General features: G+C 67.3%; 23 protein-coding genes and 3 pseudogenes. 13 read left to right on the forward strand and 13 right to left on the reverse strand.

The genetic code is table 11. The features are described 5' to 3' along the window. Positions 1–37 precede the first annotated feature (37 nt). From AD017_RS30890 to AD017_RS30920, 7 genes are all read left to right on the forward strand, one after another. Positions 38–994 carry an MBL fold metallo-hydrolase gene (locus AD017_RS30890; RefSeq protein WP_060577218.1) on the forward strand — a complete coding sequence of 319 codons (957 nt, stop codon included), beginning with the start codon at positions 38–40 and terminating at the stop codon, positions 992–994. Next, positions 994–1,923, forward strand: coding sequence for a fumarylacetoacetate hydrolase family protein (locus tag AD017_RS30895; protein ID WP_060577219.1), 930 nt, complete (start codon positions 994–996; stop codon positions 1,921–1,923). Before AD017_RS30890 ends, AD017_RS30895 begins: the two co-directional genes overlap by 1 nt. After that, positions 1,923–2,735, forward strand: coding sequence for an enoyl-CoA hydratase/isomerase family protein (locus AD017_RS30900; RefSeq protein WP_060577220.1), 813 nt, complete (start codon positions 1,923–1,925; stop codon positions 2,733–2,735). Before AD017_RS30895 ends, AD017_RS30900 begins: the two co-directional genes overlap by 1 nt. A gap of 66 nt (positions 2,736–2,801) precedes the next feature. Continuing rightward, complete coding sequence (locus AD017_RS30905; RefSeq protein ID WP_060577221.1) at positions 2,802–4,238, forward strand: MFS transporter; 1,437 nt, start codon at positions 2,802–2,804, stop codon at positions 4,236–4,238. Between the two features lie 56 nt (positions 4,239–4,294). Then, complete coding sequence (locus AD017_RS30910; protein WP_060577222.1) at positions 4,295–5,440, forward strand: acyl-CoA dehydrogenase family protein; 1,146 nt, start codon at positions 4,295–4,297, stop codon at positions 5,438–5,440. Positions 5,441–5,445: 5 nt separating this feature from the next. Then, the gene (locus tag AD017_RS30915; protein ID WP_060577223.1) at positions 5,446–6,915 is read left to right on the forward strand and encodes a class I adenylate-forming enzyme family protein; all 1,470 of its coding nucleotides are present in this window, start codon (positions 5,446–5,448) and stop codon (positions 6,913–6,915) included. After that, entirely contained in the window at positions 6,912–7,730 is an 819-nt protein-coding gene (locus AD017_RS30920) for a DUF6282 family protein (protein WP_060577224.1), read from the forward strand. The genes AD017_RS30915 and AD017_RS30920 overlap by 4 nt, the downstream gene beginning before the upstream one ends. A gap of 106 nt (positions 7,731–7,836) precedes the next feature. On the opposite strand, the gene AD017_RS30925 is transcribed toward AD017_RS30920, so the two are convergent. The 3 genes from AD017_RS30925 to AD017_RS30930 all read right to left on the reverse strand — a co-directional run bounded on the left by AD017_RS30925 (position 7,837) and on the right by AD017_RS30930 (position 8,864). Continuing rightward, positions 7,837–8,052: an IS3 family transposase gene (locus tag AD017_RS30925; RefSeq protein WP_082538478.1), complete on the reverse strand. Its 216-nt coding sequence runs from the start codon at positions 8,050–8,052 to the stop codon at positions 7,837–7,839. Positions 8,053–8,068: 16 nt separating this feature from the next. Beyond that, positions 8,069–8,371: a DDE-type integrase/transposase/recombinase gene (locus tag AD017_RS33945; RefSeq protein ID WP_168172341.1), complete on the reverse strand. Its 303-nt coding sequence runs from the start codon at positions 8,369–8,371 to the stop codon at positions 8,069–8,071. 313 nt (positions 8,372–8,684) lie between these two features. After that, positions 8,685–8,864, reverse strand: a complete 180-nt coding sequence (locus tag AD017_RS30930; protein WP_082538476.1) for a hypothetical protein — start codon at positions 8,862–8,864, stop codon at positions 8,685–8,687. Positions 8,865–9,771: 907 nt separating this feature from the next. On the opposite strand from AD017_RS30930, the gene AD017_RS33950 reads away from it, so the two are divergent. From AD017_RS33950 to AD017_RS34900, 3 genes are read left to right on the forward strand one after another with little or no spacing between them, the layout of a single operon-like run. Continuing rightward, on the forward strand, positions 9,772–11,478 hold the full coding sequence (locus AD017_RS33950; RefSeq protein ID WP_082538475.1) for an AIPR family protein: 1,707 nt from the start codon (positions 9,772–9,774) through the stop codon (positions 11,476–11,478). An 11-nt stretch (positions 11,479–11,489) separates the two neighbouring features. After that, positions 11,490–13,193: a class I SAM-dependent DNA methyltransferase gene (locus AD017_RS33955; protein ID WP_082539119.1), complete on the forward strand. Its 1,704-nt coding sequence runs from the start codon at positions 11,490–11,492 to the stop codon at positions 13,191–13,193. Next, the gene (locus AD017_RS34900) at positions 13,190–14,170 is read left to right on the forward strand and encodes a hypothetical protein (protein ID WP_145984181.1); all 981 of its coding nucleotides are present in this window, start codon (positions 13,190–13,192) and stop codon (positions 14,168–14,170) included. Before AD017_RS33955 ends, AD017_RS34900 begins: the two co-directional genes overlap by 4 nt. Before the next feature lie 266 nt (positions 14,171–14,436). On the opposite strand, the gene AD017_RS30945 is transcribed toward AD017_RS34900, so the two are convergent. After that, positions 14,437–15,303: an AraC family transcriptional regulator gene (locus AD017_RS30945; RefSeq protein ID WP_060577227.1), complete on the reverse strand. Its 867-nt coding sequence runs from the start codon at positions 15,301–15,303 to the stop codon at positions 14,437–14,439. Positions 15,304–15,570: 267 nt separating this feature from the next. On the opposite strand from AD017_RS30945, the pseudogene AD017_RS36775 reads away from it, so the two are divergent. Beyond that, positions 15,571–15,672: pseudogene (locus tag AD017_RS36775) on the forward strand (3-ketoacyl-ACP reductase); the annotation flags it as partial. Between the two features lie 187 nt (positions 15,673–15,859). Here AD017_RS36775 and AD017_RS30950 read toward each other — a convergent pair. Beyond that, positions 15,860–16,294 carry an MBL fold metallo-hydrolase gene (locus AD017_RS30950; RefSeq protein WP_227012944.1) on the reverse strand — a complete coding sequence of 145 codons (435 nt, stop codon included), beginning with the start codon at positions 16,292–16,294 and terminating at the stop codon, positions 15,860–15,862. Then, the gene (locus AD017_RS35910) at positions 16,291–16,770 is read right to left on the reverse strand and encodes a hypothetical protein (protein ID WP_193427377.1); all 480 of its coding nucleotides are present in this window, start codon (positions 16,768–16,770) and stop codon (positions 16,291–16,293) included. The genes AD017_RS30950 and AD017_RS35910 overlap by 4 nt, the downstream gene beginning before the upstream one ends. Before the next feature lie 110 nt (positions 16,771–16,880). Between AD017_RS35910 and AD017_RS35650 the strand changes: the two genes are divergently transcribed. Beyond that, positions 16,881–17,036, forward strand: a complete 156-nt coding sequence (locus AD017_RS35650; protein ID WP_168172849.1) for a hypothetical protein — start codon at positions 16,881–16,883, stop codon at positions 17,034–17,036. A 142-nt stretch (positions 17,037–17,178) separates the two neighbouring features. On the opposite strand, the gene AD017_RS30960 is transcribed toward AD017_RS35650, so the two are convergent. From AD017_RS30960 to AD017_RS30970, 3 genes are all read right to left on the reverse strand, one after another. Continuing rightward, positions 17,179–17,553 carry a YciI family protein gene (locus AD017_RS30960; protein ID WP_060577229.1) on the reverse strand — a complete coding sequence of 125 codons (375 nt, stop codon included), beginning with the start codon at positions 17,551–17,553 and terminating at the stop codon, positions 17,179–17,181. A 68-nt stretch (positions 17,554–17,621) separates the two neighbouring features. Beyond that, positions 17,622–18,419, reverse strand: coding sequence for an alpha/beta fold hydrolase (locus tag AD017_RS30965; RefSeq protein WP_060577230.1), 798 nt, complete (start codon positions 18,417–18,419; stop codon positions 17,622–17,624). A gap of 16 nt (positions 18,420–18,435) precedes the next feature. After that, entirely contained in the window at positions 18,436–19,959 is a 1,524-nt protein-coding gene (locus AD017_RS30970; protein WP_369822007.1) for a carboxylesterase/lipase family protein, read from the reverse strand. Positions 19,960–20,172: 213 nt separating this feature from the next. Here AD017_RS30970 and AD017_RS30975 point away from each other — a divergent pair, with 213 nt between their 5' ends. Further along, on the forward strand, positions 20,173–20,799 hold the full coding sequence (locus AD017_RS30975) for a TetR/AcrR family transcriptional regulator (RefSeq protein ID WP_060577232.1): 627 nt from the start codon (positions 20,173–20,175) through the stop codon (positions 20,797–20,799). A gap of 87 nt (positions 20,800–20,886) precedes the next feature. Here the strand turns inward: AD017_RS30975 and AD017_RS37610 are convergent. The 4 genes and pseudogenes from AD017_RS37610 to AD017_RS35915 form a co-directional block, all read right to left on the reverse strand. Next, a pseudogene (locus tag AD017_RS37610) lies at positions 20,887–21,012 on the reverse strand (hypothetical protein); the annotation flags it as partial. Positions 21,013–21,033: 21 nt separating this feature from the next. Beyond that, positions 21,034–21,435, reverse strand: coding sequence for a GAF domain-containing protein (locus tag AD017_RS30985; protein ID WP_060577234.1), 402 nt, complete (start codon positions 21,433–21,435; stop codon positions 21,034–21,036). 26 nt (positions 21,436–21,461) lie between these two features. Further along, positions 21,462–21,614, reverse strand: coding sequence for a hypothetical protein (locus AD017_RS35655; protein ID WP_168172340.1), 153 nt, complete (start codon positions 21,612–21,614; stop codon positions 21,462–21,464). 89 nt (positions 21,615–21,703) lie between these two features. Continuing rightward, positions 21,704–21,841: pseudogene (locus AD017_RS35915) on the reverse strand (VOC family protein); the annotation flags it as partial. Positions 21,842–22,053: the final 212 nt, after the last annotated feature.

Here is a 22,053-nt window from a genome sequence, read left to right on the forward strand (position 1 = left end):
CGTCGCCGCCGGCCTACACAGGAGAAGGAAGGCTCACATGTCCACGTATCGCAGGGGACTCGCGTCCCTCGGGTCGGACTGCTACGCCTGGATGCAGCCGGACGGCGGCTGGGGGCTGAGCAACGCCGGGCTGGTCGTCGGCTCGGGGACGAGCCTGCTGGTCGACACGCTGTTCGACCTGCACCTGGCCCGGGAGATGCTCGGCGACGTGGCCCGGGTGATCGACCGGAGCCCGATCGAGACCGTGGTCAACACGCACTCCGACGGTGACCACGTCTTCGGCAACGAGCTCCTGGCCGCGCGCGGTGCCGAGATCATCGCGTCGGCGGCCGCCGCCGAGCGCATGACGCAGGAGGCCGTCGACTCCGTCGTCGCGATCCTGCGTTCGCCGGGCCGGGAGGGGGACTTCGTCCGGCACATCTTCGGCCGGTTCCGGCTCGACGAGGTGACGGTGACCCCGCCGCACCGCACCTTCGAGGGCGGCCTCACTCTCGACGTGGGCGGACGCGAGGTACGGCTGATCGAGGTCGGGCCGGCCCACACCCAGGGCGACGCCCTCGTGCACGTCCCGGACGCCCGCACGCTCTACACCGGCGACATCCTGTTCTCCGGCGGAACGCCCGTGGTGTGGGCGGGGCCCGTCGAACGGTGGATCTCAGCGCTCGACCTCGTCCTGGACATGGACGTCGACATTATCGTCCCCGGGCACGGCCCGCTGGCCGGCAAGGACGCGGTCCGGGCCTCGCGGGACTACCTCGTCCACGTCGAGGCGGAGGCACGGAAGCGGTTCGAGGACGGCCTGGGCGTGGACGAGGCGATCGCCTCGATCGACCTGGGCCACTGGGCCGACCTGCCGGAGAACGGCAGGCTCGCCCAGAACGTCATCAACGTCTACCGCCACCTCGATCCCGCCATCCCGCCGTTCGACCGCCTCGCCGTGCTGAACCGCATGGGGCGCTTCGAGGGCTTCGGGCTCGCGGACCGGGCCGTCTGATGCACGTCGTCACCTTCGTGCCCCCGGGCGGCGACGAGCGCAGCGGCGTGATCGACGGCGGTACGGTCGTCGAGCTCGCCCCCGGCGACACCGTGCTGGACCTGCTCGACCGCGGCGAGCTCGTGACCGCGTGCCGCGACGCGCTCGACGGGCCGGGCCGCACCCACGCCCTGGACGAGGTCGAGCTCCTCGCCCCGCTGCGGCCGCGTTCGGTGCGGGACTGCTCGGCGTTCCACCAGCACCTGCGCAACTGCGGCGGCGACGCGAGCACCGTGCTCGACGCCCGCCACTCCGACTTCCCGGCCTTCTACTTCAGCAACCCCGCCGCCGTGATCGGCCCGGCCGACCCGGTACCGGTGGCCCCTGGGAGCTCGATGTTCGACTTCGAGCTCGAGGTGTGCGCGGTGATCGGCACGAGCGGCCGCAACATCGCCCCCGAGGACGCCGGGAACCACATCGCCGGCTACACGATCATGATCGACTGGAGCGCCCGCGACCTCCAGCTGCGTGAACGGCCGCTCGGCCTGGGCCCCACGAAGGGCAAGGACACCGCGACCACCCTGGGCCCGGCGCTCGTGACCCGGGACGCGCTGGAGCCGTTCCGCAGCGGCAAGGGCTTCGCACTCGGCATGGTCGCCGAGCTCAACGGCGAGCAGGTCACGGCCGGCCGCTGGGACGCGGTGGACTGGGACTTCGCCGACATCATCGCCTACGCCTCGCGCGGTACCCGGGTGCGCGCCGGTGACGTCATCGGGTCCGGAACGGTCCCGGAGGGGTGCCTCTACGAGCACTACAAGCTCGGCTCCGACCGGTTCCGCGGCTGGCTCCGGCCGGGCGACGAGGTCCGGTTCCGGGTGGAGCGGATCGGCGAGATCACCCAGACGGTGCGCGCCGCGGACCCGCTGCACCCGCTGAGCTCGGGGTACTGATGGGCGCCCCCGGAACCCGTCCGTCCGCTCCGGACCTCGAGGTCGCGATCGTCGGCCACGTCGGCTGGATCCGGCTGAACCGGCTGGCCCGCAAGAACGCGTTTACCATCCCGATGCTGCACACCTGGGCCGAGGCCTACCGCCTCTTCCAGCGCGACGACGAGATCCGCGTCGTCGTCCTCACCGGCCGGGGGGACGCCTTCTGCGCCGGCGCCGACCTCGACGTCCTCGACGTCCTCGGCGACCGCGAGCCGCTCGCCGACCGACGGCTGATGACCGACGACGTGCACCAGGTCGCGCTCGCCGCCGAGCAGCTCACCAAACCGCTGATCGCGGGCGTGAACGGTGTCGCGGTGGGCGCGGGACTCGACATGGCGCTGATGTGCGACTACCGCATCGCCGTCGACGAGGCCCGGATGAGTGAGGGGTACGTCCGCGTCGGGCTCGTCCCGGGCGACGGCGGCTGTTACTACCTCCCCAGGATCGTCGGACGGTCCCGGGCCCTGCGGCTGCTCTGGACCGGCGAGTTCGTCGGCGCCGAGCAGGGGCTGCGGTGGGGGCTGGTCGACGAGGTCTGTCCCCGGAACCGTCTCGAGGACCGGCTCACGACCTTCGCCGCCGAGCTGGCCGCCCAGCCACCCGTCGCCGTGCAGCTGATCAAGAGCGCAGTCCGGCACGGCGAGCACCACGACCTGCGCAGCTCACTCGATCTCATCGCCTCGCACCAGGCTGTCGCGCGTTCCACCCGCGACTCGGCCGAGGCGATGGCGGCGTTCCGTGACGGACGGCCTCCCGTCTTCACCGGAACCTGACCGCCGAGGCGACCACGCCTCCCTCGCACCACCCACGCATGTCCGACCATAGGTCAAAGGAGAACCATGGGACCGGTCATCAACGCGGGCACGTCGGGCACTCCCGAACGTCCCGAGCGAACCCCGGAGACTGCCGACGCGGCGACCTTCGCCGCGAGAACCGAACGGCTGCCCCGCCTGACGAGGACCCACATCGGCTGGATCGTCCTGCTCGGTGTGCTGTTCCTGTGCGACATCGCCGACATCAACTCGCTGTCCTACGCCATGCCCGCGATCCGCGCGGAGTGGGGTCTGTCGGCCACCCAGGTCGGAGCGCTGACATCCTACACCTTCCTGGGCATGCTGATCGGCGCCATCGCCGGGGGCCGCCTAGCCGACCGCATCGGCCGCCGGCCGGTCCTGATCGGAGCGACCTTCTTCTACGCCGTCGCCTCGATCGCCTGCGCCCTCGCCCCGGACGTCACGACCCTCTCGGTGCTCCGGTTCCTCACCGGTCTCGGCCTCCAGGCCGTGACCGGCGTGCTGATCATCTACGTCGCCGAGATGTTCCCCGGCCGGCTCCGCGGCCGCCTGCAGTCGCTCATGCTCGCGATCGGCCTGCTCGGCCTGCCGATCATGGCCGGAGCCGCACGGCTGATCGTGCCGCTGGGCCCGGACGCGTGGCGATGGGTCTTCGTGATCGGCGGCTTCGGCATCGTTCCCGCCATCGTGGCGATCTTCGTCCTGCCCGAGTCCGTGCGCTGGCAGGAGGTCCACGGCCGGGTCGACGCGGCGACCGAGAAGCTCGTCACGGAGCTCGAGCGGCAGGGCACCGCCGCGGCCGGGGGCCCGTTGCCCGCTCCGGTCGAGCGCGCCCCCGAGCCCACACGGGGGCTGGCCGACCTGCGCGGCTCGCGGTACCTCCCCCGGGTCGTGGTCATCTCGGTGACGCTCGCGCTGGGCAACCTGGGGTACTACGGCTTCAGCACCTGGGTGCCGACCCTGCTCGTCCAGAACGGCTACACCACCGAGCAGGCGCTGACGGTCACCACCATCCTCGCGATCTCGCCCTTCATCGGCGCGCTCGCCGCGCTGCCGATCACCGACAGGTGGGAACGCAAGCACGTGTCCCTCGTGCTGTGCACGTTGATCGCCGCGGCGATGGTCACGTTCAGCCTGACCACCAGCCCGGTCGTCCTCGTGGCCGCCGGCTTCTTCGTCACGCTGCTCCTGCAGACCAACGTCGCCGTCCAGTACGCCTACCTCGCCGAGATCTTCCCGACGAGCCTGCGCGGGCTGGGGGCCGGCATCGCCAACGGCGTCGGGCGCCTCTCGGTCGTGCTCGGCAGCTTCCTAATCGCCGCCATCTCCACCGGTCTCGGGTTCACGGCGGTGTTCGTGACGACGGGCCTCGCCCTCCTGCTCGGCGGGCTGAACATCGCCCTCTTCGGCGTGCGGACCCGGAACCGGTCCCTCGACGAGATCGCCGGCTCCGAGCAGGACCGGCCCCCCTCGACGACCTGATCCGTCGCCACCGCCCGCAGCCGGACGACCCTCACCCCGACCAGGAGCGCGATCCCATGTACATCACTCTCCGATTCCGCGAAGGACCGCAGTGGGCGGAGGACCTCGGCCGCCGGCTCCGGGAGTTCGCCGACCTCCACCGCCCCGAGCTCGAGAAGGCCGGTGCGGAGGGCCGGTTCCCCCGGGACGTCTACCGGGCGATGGGCGACCAGGGGTGGATCGGTCCCACGGCACCCCCCTCCGACGGCGGGCTCGGTGGTGGCATCGCCGAGTACTGCTTCGTCTGCGAGGAGGTCGCACGCCACGGCCTGGTGTCCCCGCAGATCGCCATCCAGGGCCAGCAGTGGCTCCTCGCGTTCGGCACCGCGCAACAACGGGCCCGCTATCTCGGCGGCATCGCCCGGGGCCGGATCGTCTTCTCCGAGTCGATCTCCGAGCCCGGGGCGGCGTCCTCGCTGAAGGCGATCCAGACCAGGGCCCGCCGGGACGGCGACGACTGGATCCTCACCGGCCGGAAGACGCACGTGAACCTCGGGCACCAGAGCGACGTCACCCTGGTCTACGCCACGACCGACCTCGGGCTGACCGCCTTCCTGGTCGACACTGACCTGCCCGGCGTCAGCAGCACCCAGACGAACCCGATCGGGCTCCGGATGCTCCCGACCGCCGACATGGCGTTCGACGACGTCCGGGTCCCGGGTTCGGCCGTGCTCGGGAAGGTCGGCGCGGGCCTGGAGACCTTCCTGACCACCTTCAACGTGAGCCGGCTCGGCAACGCCTCGGAGCTGATCGGCTACGGCAGGCGCGCACTGGCGCAGGCCGTCACCTACGCCCAGGGCCGCGACGTCGGTGACCGGAAGGTCGCGGACTTCCAGGGCATCCAGTGGACGGTCGCCAATGCCTACGCCCAGCTGTACACGAGCTCGCTGGCCCGCGACCACGCCGCCGACCTCGCCGACTCCGGTAGGGACACCGCCCTCGCGACCAGCATCGCCAAGATGGTCGCCGTCGACGCCGCCGAACGGGCCACGTCCGATGCGTTCGCCCTGGTGGGCTCGCATGGCTGCTACACCGACACGGACTACGGCCAGCTGATGCAGGACGTCAAAGTCTACCGCATCGGCGGTGGATCGGTCGAGGTCATGCGCAACTACATCGCCCGGCGCATCCTGCGCTCGGGATCCCTCGAGGGGATGGTCTGACCCCCATGACCGCAGAGAACGTCGCAGGCCTGCTGCGGGCACGCCGTGCCGACTCTGGGACGGCGCGGCTCGGCCTCGCCGAAGAGCCGATGACCGTCGCTCAGGCCGTCGACCGGGCGGCCGGGCTCGCACGCAAGCTTCTCGCCGACGGCCTGACACCGGGCGAGCCCGTCGCCCTGGTCGGAGGCAACTCGAACAGATGGATCGCCGGCTGGATGGCGTGCCAGCTCGCCGGTCTCCCGACTGCGTTGATCAACCCTGCGTTCCCCGACGAGCTGATCGGCGAGGTGCTCCACCCCCTGGCCCCCCGGGCGGTCCTGACGACCGATCCGCGGCCGGTCCCGCCGTCGATCACGGAACGCTGGCTTCTGGTCGAGGAGACGGAGCCGCCGGGGAGCGGCGGGGAGTCCCCTGGCGTCGACGACCTCCCGGGTCTGCGGGCAGCTCCCTCCGATACCAGCGCCTACATGCTGACCTCGGGGACGAGTGGGCCGCCGAAACTGGTCGCCCAGTCACACGGCTACTTCCTGTCCCTCGGCCGCTACGTCGCCGACGTCCTCGGGCTCACCGAGCGCGACACCGTCCTGACGCCGCTGCCGTTGTTCCACGTGAACCCGCTCGGCTACGCCGTCCTCGGCTCGCTCGCATCCCGTGCGAGCTGCCTCAGCCTCCCGCGGTTCTCAGCGAGCTTGTTCTGGACGCAGGTCCGCGAGCACGGCGTCACCGCCGCGGTCCTGCACGCACCCCCGCTGGAGATCCTCAAGCGGCGCACCACCGCCGCCGACGCGGCGGGGCACTCGATGCGCGTCGTGTTCTACGCCGACCCCGCCTTCCTGCAGGAGTTCGACATCCCGCTGGGGATCTCGGTCTACGGCTCGACCGAGCTCGGCGGCCTGTCCCACACCCACACCTGGCGACGCGACGACGCCGACGCCCCGCCCGAGGGAGCGGTGCATCTGGGCGGACGTCCCCGACCGGGTCTCGCGCACCGGATCGTCGACGGCGAGATCCAGGTCAGGGCGGACGGGCCCGGCGTTCTCGCCGAGGGGTACGTCCGCCCGGGAGGCGTCGTCGAACCGCTCGCCCACGACGGCTGGTTCGCCAGCGGCGACCTCGGCTACGACGACGAGCACGGCAGGCTCGTCTACACGGGCCGCGCCTCGGACTCGGTTCGGGTCAAGGGCGAGTTCGTGCCGCTGGGCTTCGTGGAGAGCACGTTCCGCGGCATCGACGCCATCACCGACCTCGCCGTCTGGAAGCGGCCGAGCGCGCTCGTGGACGAGGAGCTCGTCCTGTTCGTCGAGTCCGACACCATCCCGATCGAGGCCATCAGGGACCGGCGGGCCGGCCTGCCCGCCTTCATGCGGCCGTCCGCCGTCGCCCGGATACGGGCACTGCCCCGAGACTCCGCCGTCGGCAAGACCCGTCGGCGCCAGCTGGACGTCGCCAGCGCGATCGAGGTCGTCGAGCTGTGACCGGCCACGTCGTCGATCTCCACGTCCACTCCGGCCCGAGCATCCTTCCGCGCCGGCGTTCCGATCCCGACGCGGTGGCCACCGCCCACGGGGCGGGCGTCGCCCGGCTCGTCCTCAAGGCCCACGAGGGCTCCTCGGCCGAACGAGCGGCGCTCGCGGGGCCGGGTGTCACGGGTGGCATCGTCCTCAACTCCCCGGTCGGCGGCTGCAACCCCGACGCGGTGGAGGTGTGCGCACGGCTCGGTGGCCGTGTCGTATGGCTGCCGACGATCTCCTCGGCGGCCCACCGGGCCGCGGCCGGGTCGGAGTCGCTCGCGGTCCACCGCGGCGTCGACCTCCGGCAGGTGCCGGTGCTGGACGGCGACACACCCACCCCGGACCTCCACGACGTCCTGGACCTCGTGCCGGCACACGACCTCGTTCTCGCGTCGGGGCACGTGCCCGTCGCCGACGCGCTCCGGGTGTTCCGCCACGCCCACGACCGCGGTGCCCGCCGCTTCCTGATCAACCACCCCACGTTCGAGTTCATGCAGTGGTCCGACGACCTCGTCGGGGAGCTGCGCGACCTCGACGTCCGCCTGGAGGTCGGCTGCGTCGCCGATCTCGGGTCCAACCCGGCCGACTGCCCCACCGTCCGGCTGGCCCGGTCGTACCCGTCGTCGTTGCTCGTGTTCGGCAGCGACCTCGGCCACACCGCGTTCCCGGACTACCGGGAGGGCCTGACAGCCTGGCGGGCGCAGCTCCGTCCGCACCTCGGGGAGGATCTGCTCGACCGAATCATGGGCACAAACGGCCGCACGTTCCTGGAACCCTGACGCCCGACCGTGCGGGAGCCCCGGGTCGGCAGACGTCCGGCCCGAGCATGCCGGCCGCACATAAATCAGGAGGTGTCAAGTCTCGGGTTCGGTGGAGGCTCGGTCGTCACGCTCCGACGGGCTGCCGGGCGAGTTCTATGGCGGCGTGCAGGGTCTCCTCGTGCTCGACGGGCGGGATCAGGACCAGCTCGCCGTGTAGGCGGCGGTGGTTGTACCAGTCGACGTACTCCGCGACGGCCAGCTCGAGGTCGTCGAGCCCGCGCCACGGACCTCGGTCGCAGACGAGTCCGGCCTTGGACAGCGAGTTGAATGCCTTCGCCATCGCGCTATCGTAGGACCTATCCGACGGATACGACGGATGCGACGGCGTCAACCTCGGCGAGCCACTCACCGTAGCGGACGGCGAGATGTTGCACACCGCGATCCGAATGATGCTTCAATGACGACAGATCCGACCCAGTGCTTTCGCGAGCCCGGATCCCCATGTTCAAAGCGTCCAGGGCGAGTTCGGTGTACAGATTCTTGGACAGCTGCCAGCCCACGATGCGCCGCGAGAACACGTCCATCACGAAGGCCGTGTACACCCGCCCCGAGTAGGGCCGCATGTAGGTGATGTCGGCGCCCCAGAGGGGGTTCCTCACGCCGCAACTGCGCCCAGATCTTTCGACTGCCATGGACCCCGAAGGTCGCCTTGCGTACGCGCTCGATGTCTTTCATGGCTCCTGCGTCGCGAACAGACCCTGCCGACGGTTCACGACTCCTCGACGCACGATATGCACTCGGGGCGATCTTCAACCCGGCCTATTTCAGTACCGCGGAGGTCAGCTCGGCCCCGAAATCGTTCTTGTAGCGGTCGACGTAGTCCAGTACTACCTGTTGGGGCGGTCGAGCTCCGCCGCGAAGAAGGCCGAAGCTGACTTCAGAATCGCGTTCGCCCGCCGCAACTCCCGGACCTCACGCTCGAGCTCGGCAACGCGCAGCTTCGTCGGAGGTCGTTCCCGGGCGCGTGCCGTTGTCGATCTCGACCTGCTTGACCCAGCCCCGCCGTGTCTCCGGGTTGATCCCCAGCTGATCGCCGATCCGGTGGTAGACGTTCCCGCCCCGATCCTGCGGGTCGGCCTTCACGTCGAGCACGAGTCCGATTGCTCGTTCCCGCAGCTCGTCGGAGTACTTCCTCGGGGCGGCCATCGATCGATCACCCTCCGGGCTTTGATGGCCTACACCAAACCCGGGACGAGACAGTACGACTTGGAGGCGATAGCCCGGGAACCTGGCGTAGCCATGGGCGACAACGTCCAGACCGTCACCCCGCCCGCCGTCACCGAGTGGCGCCCGGGTCGAGGCCCGTCAGGTCGGTACGAAGCGCAGCATGGACCGGAGCTTCTAGAGAATCCGGAGTCACCGGGAGTCGTGATTAGCCCCCGGAGCATCCGGGGCCACGCAGAGGACTTCCTAGCGCTGCTCGAGGCTGCCGATCAGTGGTTGCGCGCCCGGAGTCTGCGGGTAGTCTCTACTGCTTGCGGGCCCCGGGGATCGAACCCCGAACCCGCGGAGACAAGATCCACTACTTCCGGGGACGCTCGACGTTCGCTGTTACCCCTCGTGCCCTGCACGGACTCGCTGCCGCATCTCTCACGGGCGACGGTCCATCGTCGGCTTCTGTCGTTGATTCCCGGGGGTTACCCGGGGGCGGGCCCGCTCCCCCGCGCCTTCCCGTCGACCTGTCACCAGACCGACCGTGCGGGCGCCCGTGGGCGGCCCTCGACGCAACCGCACCCGACCATGCCACGCTCCGCCCACGGGTGCCCGTGCGGTACGCCCTCCGGGAGGTCGGCGGGATGGCACGCCCACCATCCCGGAGACTTGCCTGCCCGGCGAGGGCTCCTCGTCGAGAACACGCCTGCAGTCGGTTGCCCCGAGGGCATTCCGTGTCGCAGCAGCCAGCTGACCTCACTAGGCTCAGCTCCAACTTGACCCGAGACGTCCTGTCTGTCTGGCATGAGACACTTCATAGACGTTCCCCGGCATGGAAGGTTGATCGATGGATCTCGAAGCTGGCGATCAGTTGCTCTCCGACGAGGTCCAACCTTACCGGCTCGGAACACGCACGATGTCCGCTGCGATGCTGGCATGGTTTCTGGTGAACGTCTGGCGGCTTGACCCTGAAGACGTCGATGATGCCATCTGTGATGGCGGCGGCGATAAGGGCATCGACGCCTTACTCGTTGACGACGACCTGCTTGAGGTCACCGTCGTTCAGGGAAAATGGCGAGAAGACCCTCAGAAGTCTACTCAGGGCGACCAAGACCTGAAGAATCTGGTTGGAGCGGCAACCTACTTCGACTCTCCGGAGACAGTTCGGGCACTGCTCGACTCCAAGCCAAACGCCGAGTTAAAGAAACTTATCATCCGCCAGGAGGTTGAAGAGAAGGTCGCAGCCCGCAGCTACACCGTGCGCTTGGTGTTCGTAACAAATGCTGCACTTGACTCGGCTGGCGACTCGTACCTTACGGCCCGCGACACGGTCAGTCCGTCTCTGGAAGTCTGGGACAGGCAGCAAATCACCGACGTAGCCGAACGCACACGCAGGCCAGACCTGCGCCACGAAACAGTGCAACTTCGAGCGGTAGCTCCACCTTCTGAAGTCCAGCTCACCAGCTCCGAGCGACTCGCGGTTGGCTTGGTTCCAGCTAAAGAACTGGTTCAACTCCCCGGCATCACAGACCATACCCTCTTCAGTCGCAACGTCCGGTTATTTGCTGGCAGAACATCGATCAACAAGCAACTTCAAGACACAGTGCTAGACCTCGACGAACACCGTCTCTTCCCGGCATATCACAACGGAATGACGCTTCTGACAGAGAAGCTCACAGTCGATGACCGAACTCTGACGATGTCTCGAGTAGGCGTCGTCAATGGGTGTCAGTCGCTCATAACGTTGAGCGACAACAAGAGCCACCTGACAGACGATCTACTTCTAGTTGTCAAAGTCGTGGAAGTCCTCAGCGACAGCAAGGTTGCAGATCAGATTACGTACCGATCTAATAATCAGAATGCCGTTTCGCTTCGAGATCAGCGATCGAGTGACGTGGTTTTGCGCGACCTTCAGCGGGGCGTCACTGACACGTTCGGCAAATCTTTTGGCTTCGAGATCAAAGTTGGCGAGAAGACTGGAGCCTCTGAAGTCCTCGAGAACTCACTTGCTGCCCAGCTCGTGATGGCAATCTATCTCCGCGAACCATGGGCAGCGGTTCGGAAGGTTCGACTATTCGACCAAGACTATCGTCGGATCTTCAACCGCAGCATCACCCCCTACAAGCTTCGATTGTTGTTCCTTCTAGATCGGGCAATTCAGTCCGTCAGGGACGACTTCAGGGACGAGCTGCAGTCGAGCTTCGCCTCCATCAAGTTCACTCTCGCCCATCTGGTCGCAGAGGTCGTTCGCCAGTCGGAAGCTGGCCATCAGCTCCTTGAAATTCCGGAGCGCTGGCTTAAGAACGCCGAGGAACCCGTCTACGAAGCTTTAGTTCAAATTGCTGGAGAAGTAACTGACCTGATCAACTTCCATGTCGAGCAAGAGTCGGAGCTCGACGAGAACTATGATTCAAAGGTCGCGTTTAAGAGCCGATCCGGCGTGCTCCGGCTCCAAGGCGAAGTTCTACGTGATGCGAAACGTCAAGCGGCGCGAGACGCGCGCAAGCAAACGACAGGAAACTCTTACCTATTCTCTGTCTCTCCGGCGCCGTGAGGATACCAGTTATGCATCTCGCAAAGGACATCGTGCGGTCGGACACAGCTGAGCTTCGGAAGGCCAGGGGTGCATTCTTTACACCCTACTCGATCGCAAAGTTTCTTGCTGATTGGACTATTAGGGATCCGAGGGCCGGCCGTGTTCTTGATCCCACCTGTGGTGATGGAGTCTTCCTTCTGGCTGCAGCAGAGCGACTTAAGGACCTCGGTTGTACACCAAGTGAGATTCACGACCAGATCTTTGGCGTTGATCTCCATGCGGCCTCGCTAGATCAAAGTCAAGCCAACCTAGAGGCGGGAGGATTCAGCGGCACCCTACTGCCTCCCGGGGATTTCTTTCAACAGGCGCTCCCATCGCAGATCGGGAGCCAACTTCCCGAATTTGACACTATCCTCGGCAACCCGCCGTTTGTGCGCTATCAGACCCACAGAGGAGATGCCCGCAAGCGATCCGCTTCTGCAGCACTGGCTCAAGGTGTGCGGCTTTCTGGCCTAGCATCGTCGTGGGCGGCGCTCTTAGTGCACGCTTCTGGATTCCTGAAGCCTGACGGCAGAATTGCGATGGTTCTGCCAGCAGAGTTAATGACGGTCGGCTACGCCGAACCGATTCGTCGGTGGCTACGCGCGCGCTTTGCCAAAGTGCATTTGGTACTCTTCGAGCGACTCCAGTTCGCGGATGCGGAAGAACAGGTAGTTCTACTTGTCGCCTCCGGCAGAGGCGGTTGTAAGACGTTCAACTTGCATCACGTTAACACGGCCGACGACCTCAACAAAGTTCACATCTTTGACACTGATTCCGTGATTCCGGTAGCTAGCGGAAAGTGGACAGATCTGCTGCTGCCGCAAGCTAATCGCGATGCGTACAGCGCCTTGACTGCAGCGTCCTTTACTTCCCTTTCAAGCTTTGGCCAAACTGAATTGGGAACGGTAACCGGCGCGAACAAGTTTTTTACTCTGACTGAGAGCACGCGGCAGGAGTATGGCTTGAAGCCTGGGACTCAGGTACAGAAGGTTGTTCCGCCGGGGAGTAGGCACCTGCGAGGACTGGGCTTTTCCGAAGGAGACTGGCAACAGCTCCGCCTGGAAGGGGCGCGAGTGTGGCTCCTCAACCCAGAGGATACACAGCCGCGGGGTGGACTGAAAAAGTACATCTCGGAGGGCGTCGAGCAAGGCCTGAACGAGACATACAAGTGCTCAATCCGCACTCCCTGGTGGCGCCCGCCGCGCCCTTGGGCGCCGGACCTCTTCTTTACATACATGAGCCATATCGCCCCGCGTCTGATTTCGAATCATGTTGAAGCTTCGTTTGTCAATTCGATGCACGGCGTTCGTCTCACCGAGAGCTTTCCCAAGGAAGCAGTACCTGCGCTTCCTCTGCTCTCTCTAAACTCCGTCACAGCTTTGGGCGCTGAGTTACAGGGTAGGTCGTACGGCGGCGGGATCGTGAAGATGGAGCCCCGCGAAGCGTCGGCGCTCCCTATGCCATTAGTTCCGCATATCCTCGCGGCGTGGGAGCGCCTACGCCACAAGCAATTGACCCTCGAGCATTCTTATCGGGCTTCGAGTTTGGCTTCAGTTGTTGAGCAGGTAGACGAGGTTCTACTCTCTGAAGTCCTCGAGATCTCCAAGGAGGACGTGGGCTTGATTCGGGGAGCTCTCGCGAAGCTTCGCTCCCGTAGAATCCGCGGCAGTTCGGAGCGAGCTCAAAAGTGACATCGAAGAATGATGGCTTCACTGCTTTAGACAGCATACTAGCAAAGGCAAGCCTCACCGAGAGCTCTCCATGGAGATCGGGGGCCTACACACCTGAACTGGATTTAGCAAGAAGCTTGCTATCAATACCAATTCGAGAGAAGGCGAAGCAGCAGCAAGGCCGAACGGCTAAAGCCCTTGACGCCTGGATCGCACATGAGCTGAGACGTTTGGGCTTCCCCGAATCAGAGGTATGGCCTCGCCTGCGACAGCCGCGCGTTCTGCCAGATGGGCTCGCCGAGGTCGAGCGGAAAATTGATGCGCTGGCCTCGGAGCTGCGCCGCTTTGAGACGACCTCGAAAGGAACACGTAGCTATATTCAAGATAAGGGATTTCGGGCCTCAATCAAGGACCTTGTTGACCACAGCCTGGGAAACGCAAACGCGTACATACTTGGCGACTTCTATGCTAAACAGATCGACGTGGGGCTCTCTTCGTGGCGACGTGGGCCAGACATTCTAATTTCAACGAAGACGATGTTCTCCTCCTACCTTAAAAACCTGAAGAATCGCCACGAGGAGGCCGTTGGAGAGGTCGAAAGTCTTCGTCGGCGCCATCCAATGGCTATCATGGGCTACGCCTACCTCGTTCATTCCAGCATCTACGAGGAAGACGGCGCCTACCCCATTCTGAACGATATCCTCCACCGGTTACGTCGCGATGGCGAAGCATTCGATGCTACGATGCTCCTGGTCGGCACCTGGGATAAGGATTCAGAATCTCCTCACGTCGAGATTCTCGAAGAGCCCGACCACAGTCTTTCTGCGGCCGCATTCTTTGAGACTATCGCCAGTAAAGTCACCGAACGATCGCCGATCCATGAGCACCGCCTGGTTCGAACGAGGCGGGGGGATTCCCTTGCTGCTCTCCTCCCCGCGGACCTGTCAGACGATGCGCTTCTCAACGAAGATGCAGAGAAGGACAAGGACGAGGAATAGCGACGACTGCCCCGTAAGGCGCCGTCGACCGTCGGGATTTGCATTCCTGAGAGGTGTTTCGAGGGCTGCAGTTGCGCTTTCTTAGAGGCTCTCGCGCCAATCGGTTACCGAACGGAAGGTCTAGACACGGCGGGCGCTGACTCGACTGTCGTGTCCCGGCTGATGCTTGACGTTCCGGTCTCACCTGATGCTTGACGCTCCGGAAGCGCAGGATGTCTGCCCGCCAGCCGCCGGACTCGCGGGCAGGCTGCGCCCTGTCGGCCCGGTCAGATCGTGGGTCGGACAGCGAGCCAGAGTTCGAACTCACCGTGCTCACCGTGCTCGTCGTGGTAGGTCGCGCGAACGAGCGACGGTGCGGGGATCAGCTCGTAGGGGTTAGCGGGCAACCACTCGCCTCCGACGGCGCGCCAGAGCGACTCCAACGACTGCGGAAACGCCCCGGAGGCTGTGAACACCGCCCAGGAGTGCGCCGGCACGGCGAGGACGTCGTACCCGCTGGGGGCGGGCTGGTGGGTGGCCGCGCCGACGTAGTAGTCGGCCTCGGTGCCCTCGGCCCCGCCTGTCCCGTCGACGTTGCCCCAGACCGAGATGTCGCCGCGCGGCTCCTGGTCCGACAGGTCCTCGAACATCTCCCAGTCGGCGTCCGGGAGCGACCGGACGAGCCGGTCGGCATCGGGATTGACGCCCTCGTAAGCAATGGTGGAGCGGACCTTGCGCCCCACCACTCGGAACGCCGGCTTCTCGACGATGCGGTACTGCATGTCTGTTCTCCCTTCAACAGTGAGGTGAAAGGACAGACGAGGCTGGGACCGCAGGACGGCGTCCGGGCGCCGTGCCTGCTCGGGCCCTATCCCGTGCACGCTGCGGAACGCGCGGGAGAACGCATCCGCCGACGAGTAGCCAAACCGGACGGCGATGTCCTGCACGGCTTCGTGGCCGTCGCGTACGGCACTCGCTGCGACGGTCATGCGCCGTCGGCGGATGTACTCCGACAGCGGCATCCCGGCGAGCATCGAGAACACCCGCCGGAGTTGGTACTCCGAGGTGAGGGCCACCGCGGCCACGTCCCGGACGGGGACGTCGTGGTCGAGGTGTTCTTCGATGGCGTCCATCGCGCGGTTCCACAGCTCCATGTCTGGTCCTTCCTGGCATGTCCCAGCCTGGGGAACGCCGACTGGCGAGGTCCGACGATCTGTGCCCGCGATTGTCGGGGCGCGACGCCGAGCGGTGCGGCAGGTCGAGATCAGGCCGTGGCGGCGTCGCTGACGGTGCCCGTGCGGCTGGGCAGTCACGGGGGCGTAGCCCGCGCGTACTTCAGACTGTCGCCGTCCCTGCAACAGTGGTCCAGGCGACCGCCCGCTCGGGATCGTTGCCGCTGTCCTGGGCGAAGTTTCGACGCGCCCGACGATATTGCCGACATCGTGGCCTTCCTGGTCGGCCCCGATGGCCGGTGGATGACCGGGCAGAACCAGCGAGCTGGTGGAGGCCTCGGCGTCGGATAAGCCGCCTCATCTACGGTTTGAGGGAGCGTTCTCCGTACACTGTCTGGAGGCGACGAGCCCCACGCCGGCGCGCTTGTTAGCGACGGCAGGGGCGTCGCAGCGGAGCGTGGTCCGGCGCGGAGCGGGGTCACCGGCGGCGCAGACCGGACGGTCTGCCGGGACTCGCCGAGTCCTTCGCCAAGCAAGCTCACGACGTCACCCGGCTGCAGCCACCCCGTGAAGGCGGCGAGATCCGGTGTGTCGACGTGCCGGAGCGACGGCGCACCGACGCCAGTGCATCAACCTGGTCCTGGGTGATCAGCTCCGCCGTGGCCTCAGAGGCGATGATCTCGACGTCCCGCTCCGCCAGGAGCTGGTTGCCGAAGACGTGGTCGCCGTCGGAGTGGGTGTTGACCAGCGTCTGCAGGGGATGCCGGTCGGTGACCGGCCGGATTCCCTCCAGCATCTCCCCGGTGAGTGCGAGATCGAAGAGGGTGCCGACCATCAGCGAGGTACCGGATCCGGTGATCAGGCCGGAGTTGCTCCAGCCCCAGCTACCGTCCGGCAGCAGCCAGGCGAAGCAGCCCGAACCCAGGCCGTGCAGGCCACGGCGGTACTGCAGGAGATCAGGGGTGGTACTCATGTCGTCTCGCAATCGTGGATGTCCGCGGCGGTCGCCCGTCGCACGTCGCCGGGGTCGACCCCGGGCGCGGTCTCGCGCAGCACCAGGCCACGCTCGGTGACGTCGAGGACGCCGAGGGCGGTGAGGCCGCGGTCCCGAACGCCCTCGGTGAGGGTCGGCGAGCCAGTGGAACCGCCCGCGCCTACTTCCCCCACCCGGACGTCCGGTTCGTTCGCGCATCGTGCCTCCGGATACTCACTCCACCCGGCACCCCACCGGCCGCCGAAGCACTGCTCGCCCTCCACGACTGGGCCCTCGACACTCAGCTCCGCCTCCTCGTCCTCCAGCCGACGGTCGCCGTGCCGCCCGCCACCCTCGCGATGAGACGTGTCCGACACGACCGGGGCTGGCGGGCGGTGGATGAACTGTCCCGGATCGACCACCTCGAGGAGGACCGCCGAGCGAACCGCGCGGAGCGGCCCGTCGCCGACACCCACGAGGCGGACTCCCTGCGCCGCGGCCTCTCCCCCGTCTCCCACCCCTCGCACGTCGCCGCTCCCGCGTGGACGGTTGCACAACGGTGGGTACCCCCGCCCCTGGCGTCGCCATGATCGAGGACGCCTTCGTGCACCCTGACGCGCGCGGCGCGGGTGTCGCCACTCAGATGCTCTGCTTCACGGTCACCGGTGCCCGCGAGTCAGGTGCAGGGCCCGTCCTGACCGCAGCCGAGTTCGACGACACCCCGAAGCACCTCCACGCTTGATTCGGGTTCCAACCCCCACCGCAGTGTCGCGCAGCTACGCGGTCGATCCGAACTCGTCGCGGGGCCGAGCAGCTCCACGACACGCGCCCGCCGCACCGGTCGTCCGGTTCGGCGGCCGCGTTCTCGTGTCGGATCGGGACTGCTACTCCGGTGCCGCCTGCAGGGCGTGAACCTCGATCCGGGGCTGCAGGGCGGCCGAGGCCTGCTCGGCCCAGACCAGTGCCGCCTCCTGATCGGCCGCCTCGATGATCCAGAAGCCGCCCACGTACTGGTCCGCCTTCACGAACGGTTTCGGGGTTCGGGTCGTTCCGGTGCTCGTCGTCTCGACCGTGATCGCGGTCGACGGTGGCTCCAGACCGCCTGCGGTGACGAAGGCGCCGGCCCCGTTCAGGTCGCTGTTGAACTTCTCCACCGCGACCATCACCGCTTCCAGCTCGGCCGGGTCCATGTCCTGCATCGACTCCATCGTCGGCTCGTCGGCGCTGTCGTGCGGAAGGGTCAGGAAGTACTGCGTCATGAGAATCTGCTCCATCGAGTGGTTGACGGACGGTTGAAGGGATAGTGCCGACCGGGGGCACAACGCGGTCAGGACGCCATGGCCCAGAGGGTGGTCAGTGCGTCGTTGATCGCCTCCGGTTGTTGTGTCTGCGGATAGAAGCCGGGCACGGTGAGCAGTTCGGCACCGATGCGCTCGGCGAGCACGTGGGCCGCCGCTGTCAGGGGGTCGCCGGCCAGGCGTAGATACTCTGCGGGTGCGTCGGCCCAGTCGCCGACTATCACCGAGGCCGGCCAGGTTGCGGCCGCGAGCGGGGACACGTCGATCTCGGCGTCCCAGCAGGGTCTCTCCCCCATGGACGTCCAGGCTGCACGCAGCCGCCCGGGTGTCGCCGGCGGTGCGGGCATCCCGAGCGACTCGGTTGACATGCGCAGGTAGTCCGCGGCGGTGAGGTCGTCGGGGAGTGTGGCTGTGGAGGCGCGGGCCCGGGCGAGCGTGTCTCGCACCACCGGTTCGTTCTCGGCGACACGCAGCGCCCCGGGTTGAATCAGGCACAGGGACCGGACGAGGTCGGGCCGGGCGGAAGCGGCGAGCATCGCGGCGACCCCGCCGTAGGAGTGTCCGACGAGGTGGGCGCCGTCGCCGAGGAGCGCGATGATGTCCTCGGCGTCGACCGTGTAGTCGGTCCGGTACGGGCCCTCGAGGTCTGGGCTGTCGCCGTGGCCGCGGCGGTCCATCAGGATCAGCCGGCGGTGTGCGGCTAGTGGGCGTTGGTGGCCGAAGCCGTAGCGGTCGTCAGTGCCCCAGGACAGCACGCCGTGCACGAAGACCGCGGGTGGCTCGGCGGCCCCCGGCGCGGCCAGCACGGTCGAGTTCACTGCGGACATGTGGGCCTGCTCCTCCTCAACGGTGGGATGTCGCTGTGCGGTGGTGCCGCTGCCAGATCTCGGCCGAGACGGCGGTCGGGTCCACGCCTACGGTCGGCGGGAGGTCCCAGATCCGGGTGAGCCACTCGTCGGGCCGGTATCGCGGCCAGCCGGGATCCCCGCTGGCGGCGAACTGCGTCCAGGCCGACCGCATCGCCGTGGACAGCGTGTCGAACTCTCCGGGTTGCGCGCCGAGGTCCCAGCCGAGCGGGCCGGTCGGGAGGCCGAACACGAAGGACTGGTCGAGGCCGTGGTAGGCGCCCAAAACCCGATCACCGACCCAGTCGAACTCATAGAAGAACGTGCGACCGCCGGCCTCGGCGTGGGCACGGGCAGATCGGTGGGCGGGCAGCCGGAAGAACGCGTCGGAGAGCACCAACGTGGACAGGTCGCTGTCGGTGATACCGGGTCGGGCGTGGCGATAGGCGTCCACCGCGGCCGGGGCCAGGCCGACACCACGGGCCACGCCGGCCGGATCGGCGTCGACCGGGTCCAGGTTCGCCGTGAACATGCGCGCTTCAGCCGCGGTACATCCGCATATCAGGTCGATCGAGCGGCCGACGCCCCGCCGCATCGCCGCCCACGGCAACTCGTCGAGCAGCTCGCCGTCGAGGACCACGCCGTAGGGGCTGTTCGGATGACTCCAGGCTTCCGGGTCCGCGGACATCACCGCCACCGGGTTCCACTGCACGTCGTGGATCGCTCCAGTGGGGACGGCGGCGAGGGCCTCGGCAGTCGGGGCGACACCGAGCTCCTCGGTGATCATCGTGGAGACGGCGCGCGCTTCCTCCGGCGGGACGAACACGTTGCCGGGGCTCTGGACGATACCGCGGTGGAACACTCCGCCCGCGCGGCCCCCGGCGATGACCGTGGCTATTGAGGTCGCGCCTGCGGACTGGCCGAACACCGTCACCCGACCCGGGTCACCGCCGAACGCGGCGATGTTGTCCTGCACCCACCGCAGCGCGGCGAGCTGGTCGAGCACACCGCGGTTCCAGGGGGCGTCGCGCACCCAGCCGAATCCTTCGTAGCCGACCCGGTAGTTCACCGACACCAGCACCACCCCGGCCCGCGCCAGCTTCGTGCCGTCGAAGCCGGGGGTGTTCGCCGAGCCGCCGACGAATCCTCCGCCGTGCACCCACACCAGCACCGGCAACCCCTCACCGTCGGCATCGTGTCGGGAACGCGGTGTCCAGACGTTGAGCGTCAGGCACTCCGGACCGGACGCACCGCGCAGATCGGCGAGCTCGCCGGTCGTAGCCCCGGAGACGGCGGACGGGATCGCCTGCTGCGGAACCCACACCCCGAACTCGCGTGCCTCCCGCACATCAGCCCACCCGGGTGCCGGCAGCGGAGCCTGGAACCGCAGGGCCCCGTGCAGCGGCGCGGCGTACGGGATCCCCAGAAACGCCACCACCTCGACATCCGGCACACCCCTCACCGCACCGGACCTCGTCCTCACTACCCCGTCCACTGCAATCCCCCTTGTCGCGACGGACACCTCACGCGTGGTCGCTGCGTCACCGCGTTCCAGACCATCGGGTCGGCGGCGCGGACGCGGCGAAGCGGAGCGCTCCGAGCCATGCCCTCCGCGGTCCGTACCTTGACTGCTCGGACACGAGGCCTCGGCCCGCGAGTGGCCCAAGGATTACGGGTCAGATGTATTATGTCAACTGTATTGGCATGACCCCGGAGCGCGAAAGAGGGACCGGCGATGCCGAAACAGGTGGATCACCGCGGACGCCGCGAAGCGATCGCCCGCGCACTGTGGCGGGTGGTGGAGCAGCGCGGCGTCACACAGCTGACGATGCGCATGGTGGCGCAGGAGGCGGGCATGTCACTCGGGCAGCTGCAGCACTACTTCGCCTCACGGTCGGCCATGCTCACCTTCGCCATGGATCTCGCGTCCGAGCAGACCTCGATGCGCGTACACCAGGGGCTCGAAAAGCTCGGTGACCGCCCGCACCCCCGTGACGTGCTGCAACTGACGCTCGCAGAGATGCTCCCCCTGCATGCCGACGCCCGCGCGACCAGCCGGATGAGCGCCGCCTACGTCCTGGAGGCGCTGCACGACGAGGCCGTGCACGAGCAGGCGCGCCACGGCCTCGTCAAGGGACGGGCCCTCGTCGAGCAGTTGGTCCGCCAGGCGATCACCGACCGGCACATCGACTCCGACCGCGACCCGGCGACGGAGACCAACCTGCTCCTCGCCCTCACCGGCTTCACCTCCCTAATCGAACTCGACGTGATCGAGCCTCAGGACGCCCTCGCCGCGATCGACACACATCTGGACCGGCTGTTCAGGAGCGCCGAAGAGCGCCGCGCCCATCTCCGCGCGTGAGTGGGTTTCATCGGCTGCGGCGCCGAGAGGTGCCGGACCGACGAGAGCGGTCCGCCTCACAGAGAAGGGAGCCGGCGGGAGAGTGGGTTAGGCGTCCTGCGCGCGCCGGCAGCCGGGCATCCCGCCCTGGTCCACGATCACGTCGGCGACATTGCGGAGCTTGCGATTGAGCCGGTGGGAGACCTCGACCAGGTAGTCGAACGCGCCGTCCTCAGTGAGTAATCTCGTCGCGCATCAGAATTCCGACCGCGGTACCGATCTTGCGATTGGTCCGCAGAGCGGCTTCGAGGTGCGCGGCGTGCTCGTGCTCGCGGGCGGCGAGCAGCGCAACGCGACGTGTGCGGCCAGCACTGTGCTGACGGCGCGCGAGTGCAGGTTGAACGCGTGCGGCTCGTCGGCGTAGAGGTTCAGGGCGCCGGTGGCTCCGTGGGAGGCGCACAGCCGGAACGGGAGCATGATGCTGGCGACTGGCATCTCCGCGGCGACGCGGCGGGCGAATCGGGGCCAGCGCTCGTCGGTGCGGAGGTCGTCGATCTGGTAGGCGACGTGGTCGGAGAGCGCGCTCAGACAGGGGCCCTCGCCGAGATCGTTCTGGAGCACGTGCATCCGCTGGGCGGCGCGGTCGGTGGGGCCCACGGTGGAGACCGACCCGTTCTGCTGGGTCAGGGAGATGCCGACGGACGTGCAGCCGGGCGCGATGTCGATGGCGTGGGGGTGATGATCAGCCGGGTCTGCTCGGGGTCGTCGGCCGCTTCCATCTCGCGGGTGAGCGCCGCGAAGGTGACCGCGAGGTGCTCGAACTCGGATAGCGACACTGGCGTCAAAGTAGTCCGGCCCGTAAAGGCCCACTCTATCCTCATACATGAGGAATCCTCACGGTCGCCGGGACGTGCTGCCCAACTAGCTAGTTCGTGAACTGTTCGAACATCACCTCGTAGCCATCGGGGTCGAGCCCATAGAAGATCCGCGCCCAGCCGACGTCCTCGGGCTCCAGTGTGATCGGGAGTCCCTCGTCCCGCCAGAGGCGGTGCATCGCGTCCAGCGCCGTCTCGTCTTCCTGTTCTGTCCTTGCCGCCGCGGTGGCGGAAGGGTCTCCGTACGTCTGGACGCTTGCACTGTCCACGACGTGCGTGGGACAGCACGCAAGATGGGATCCACGGGCCAAGTACGGTGGACCGGTGTGTGGCCCGAGGCGGGTCCATCCGTGAGCCATACCTTGGTCCCCAGGCCTGGCTCCGGCGAGTCGGCAACGGT

It is taken from the genome of Pseudonocardia sp. EC080619-01, assembly GCF_001420995.1.
GTDB lineage: Bacteria > Actinomycetota > Actinomycetes > Mycobacteriales > Pseudonocardiaceae > Pseudonocardia.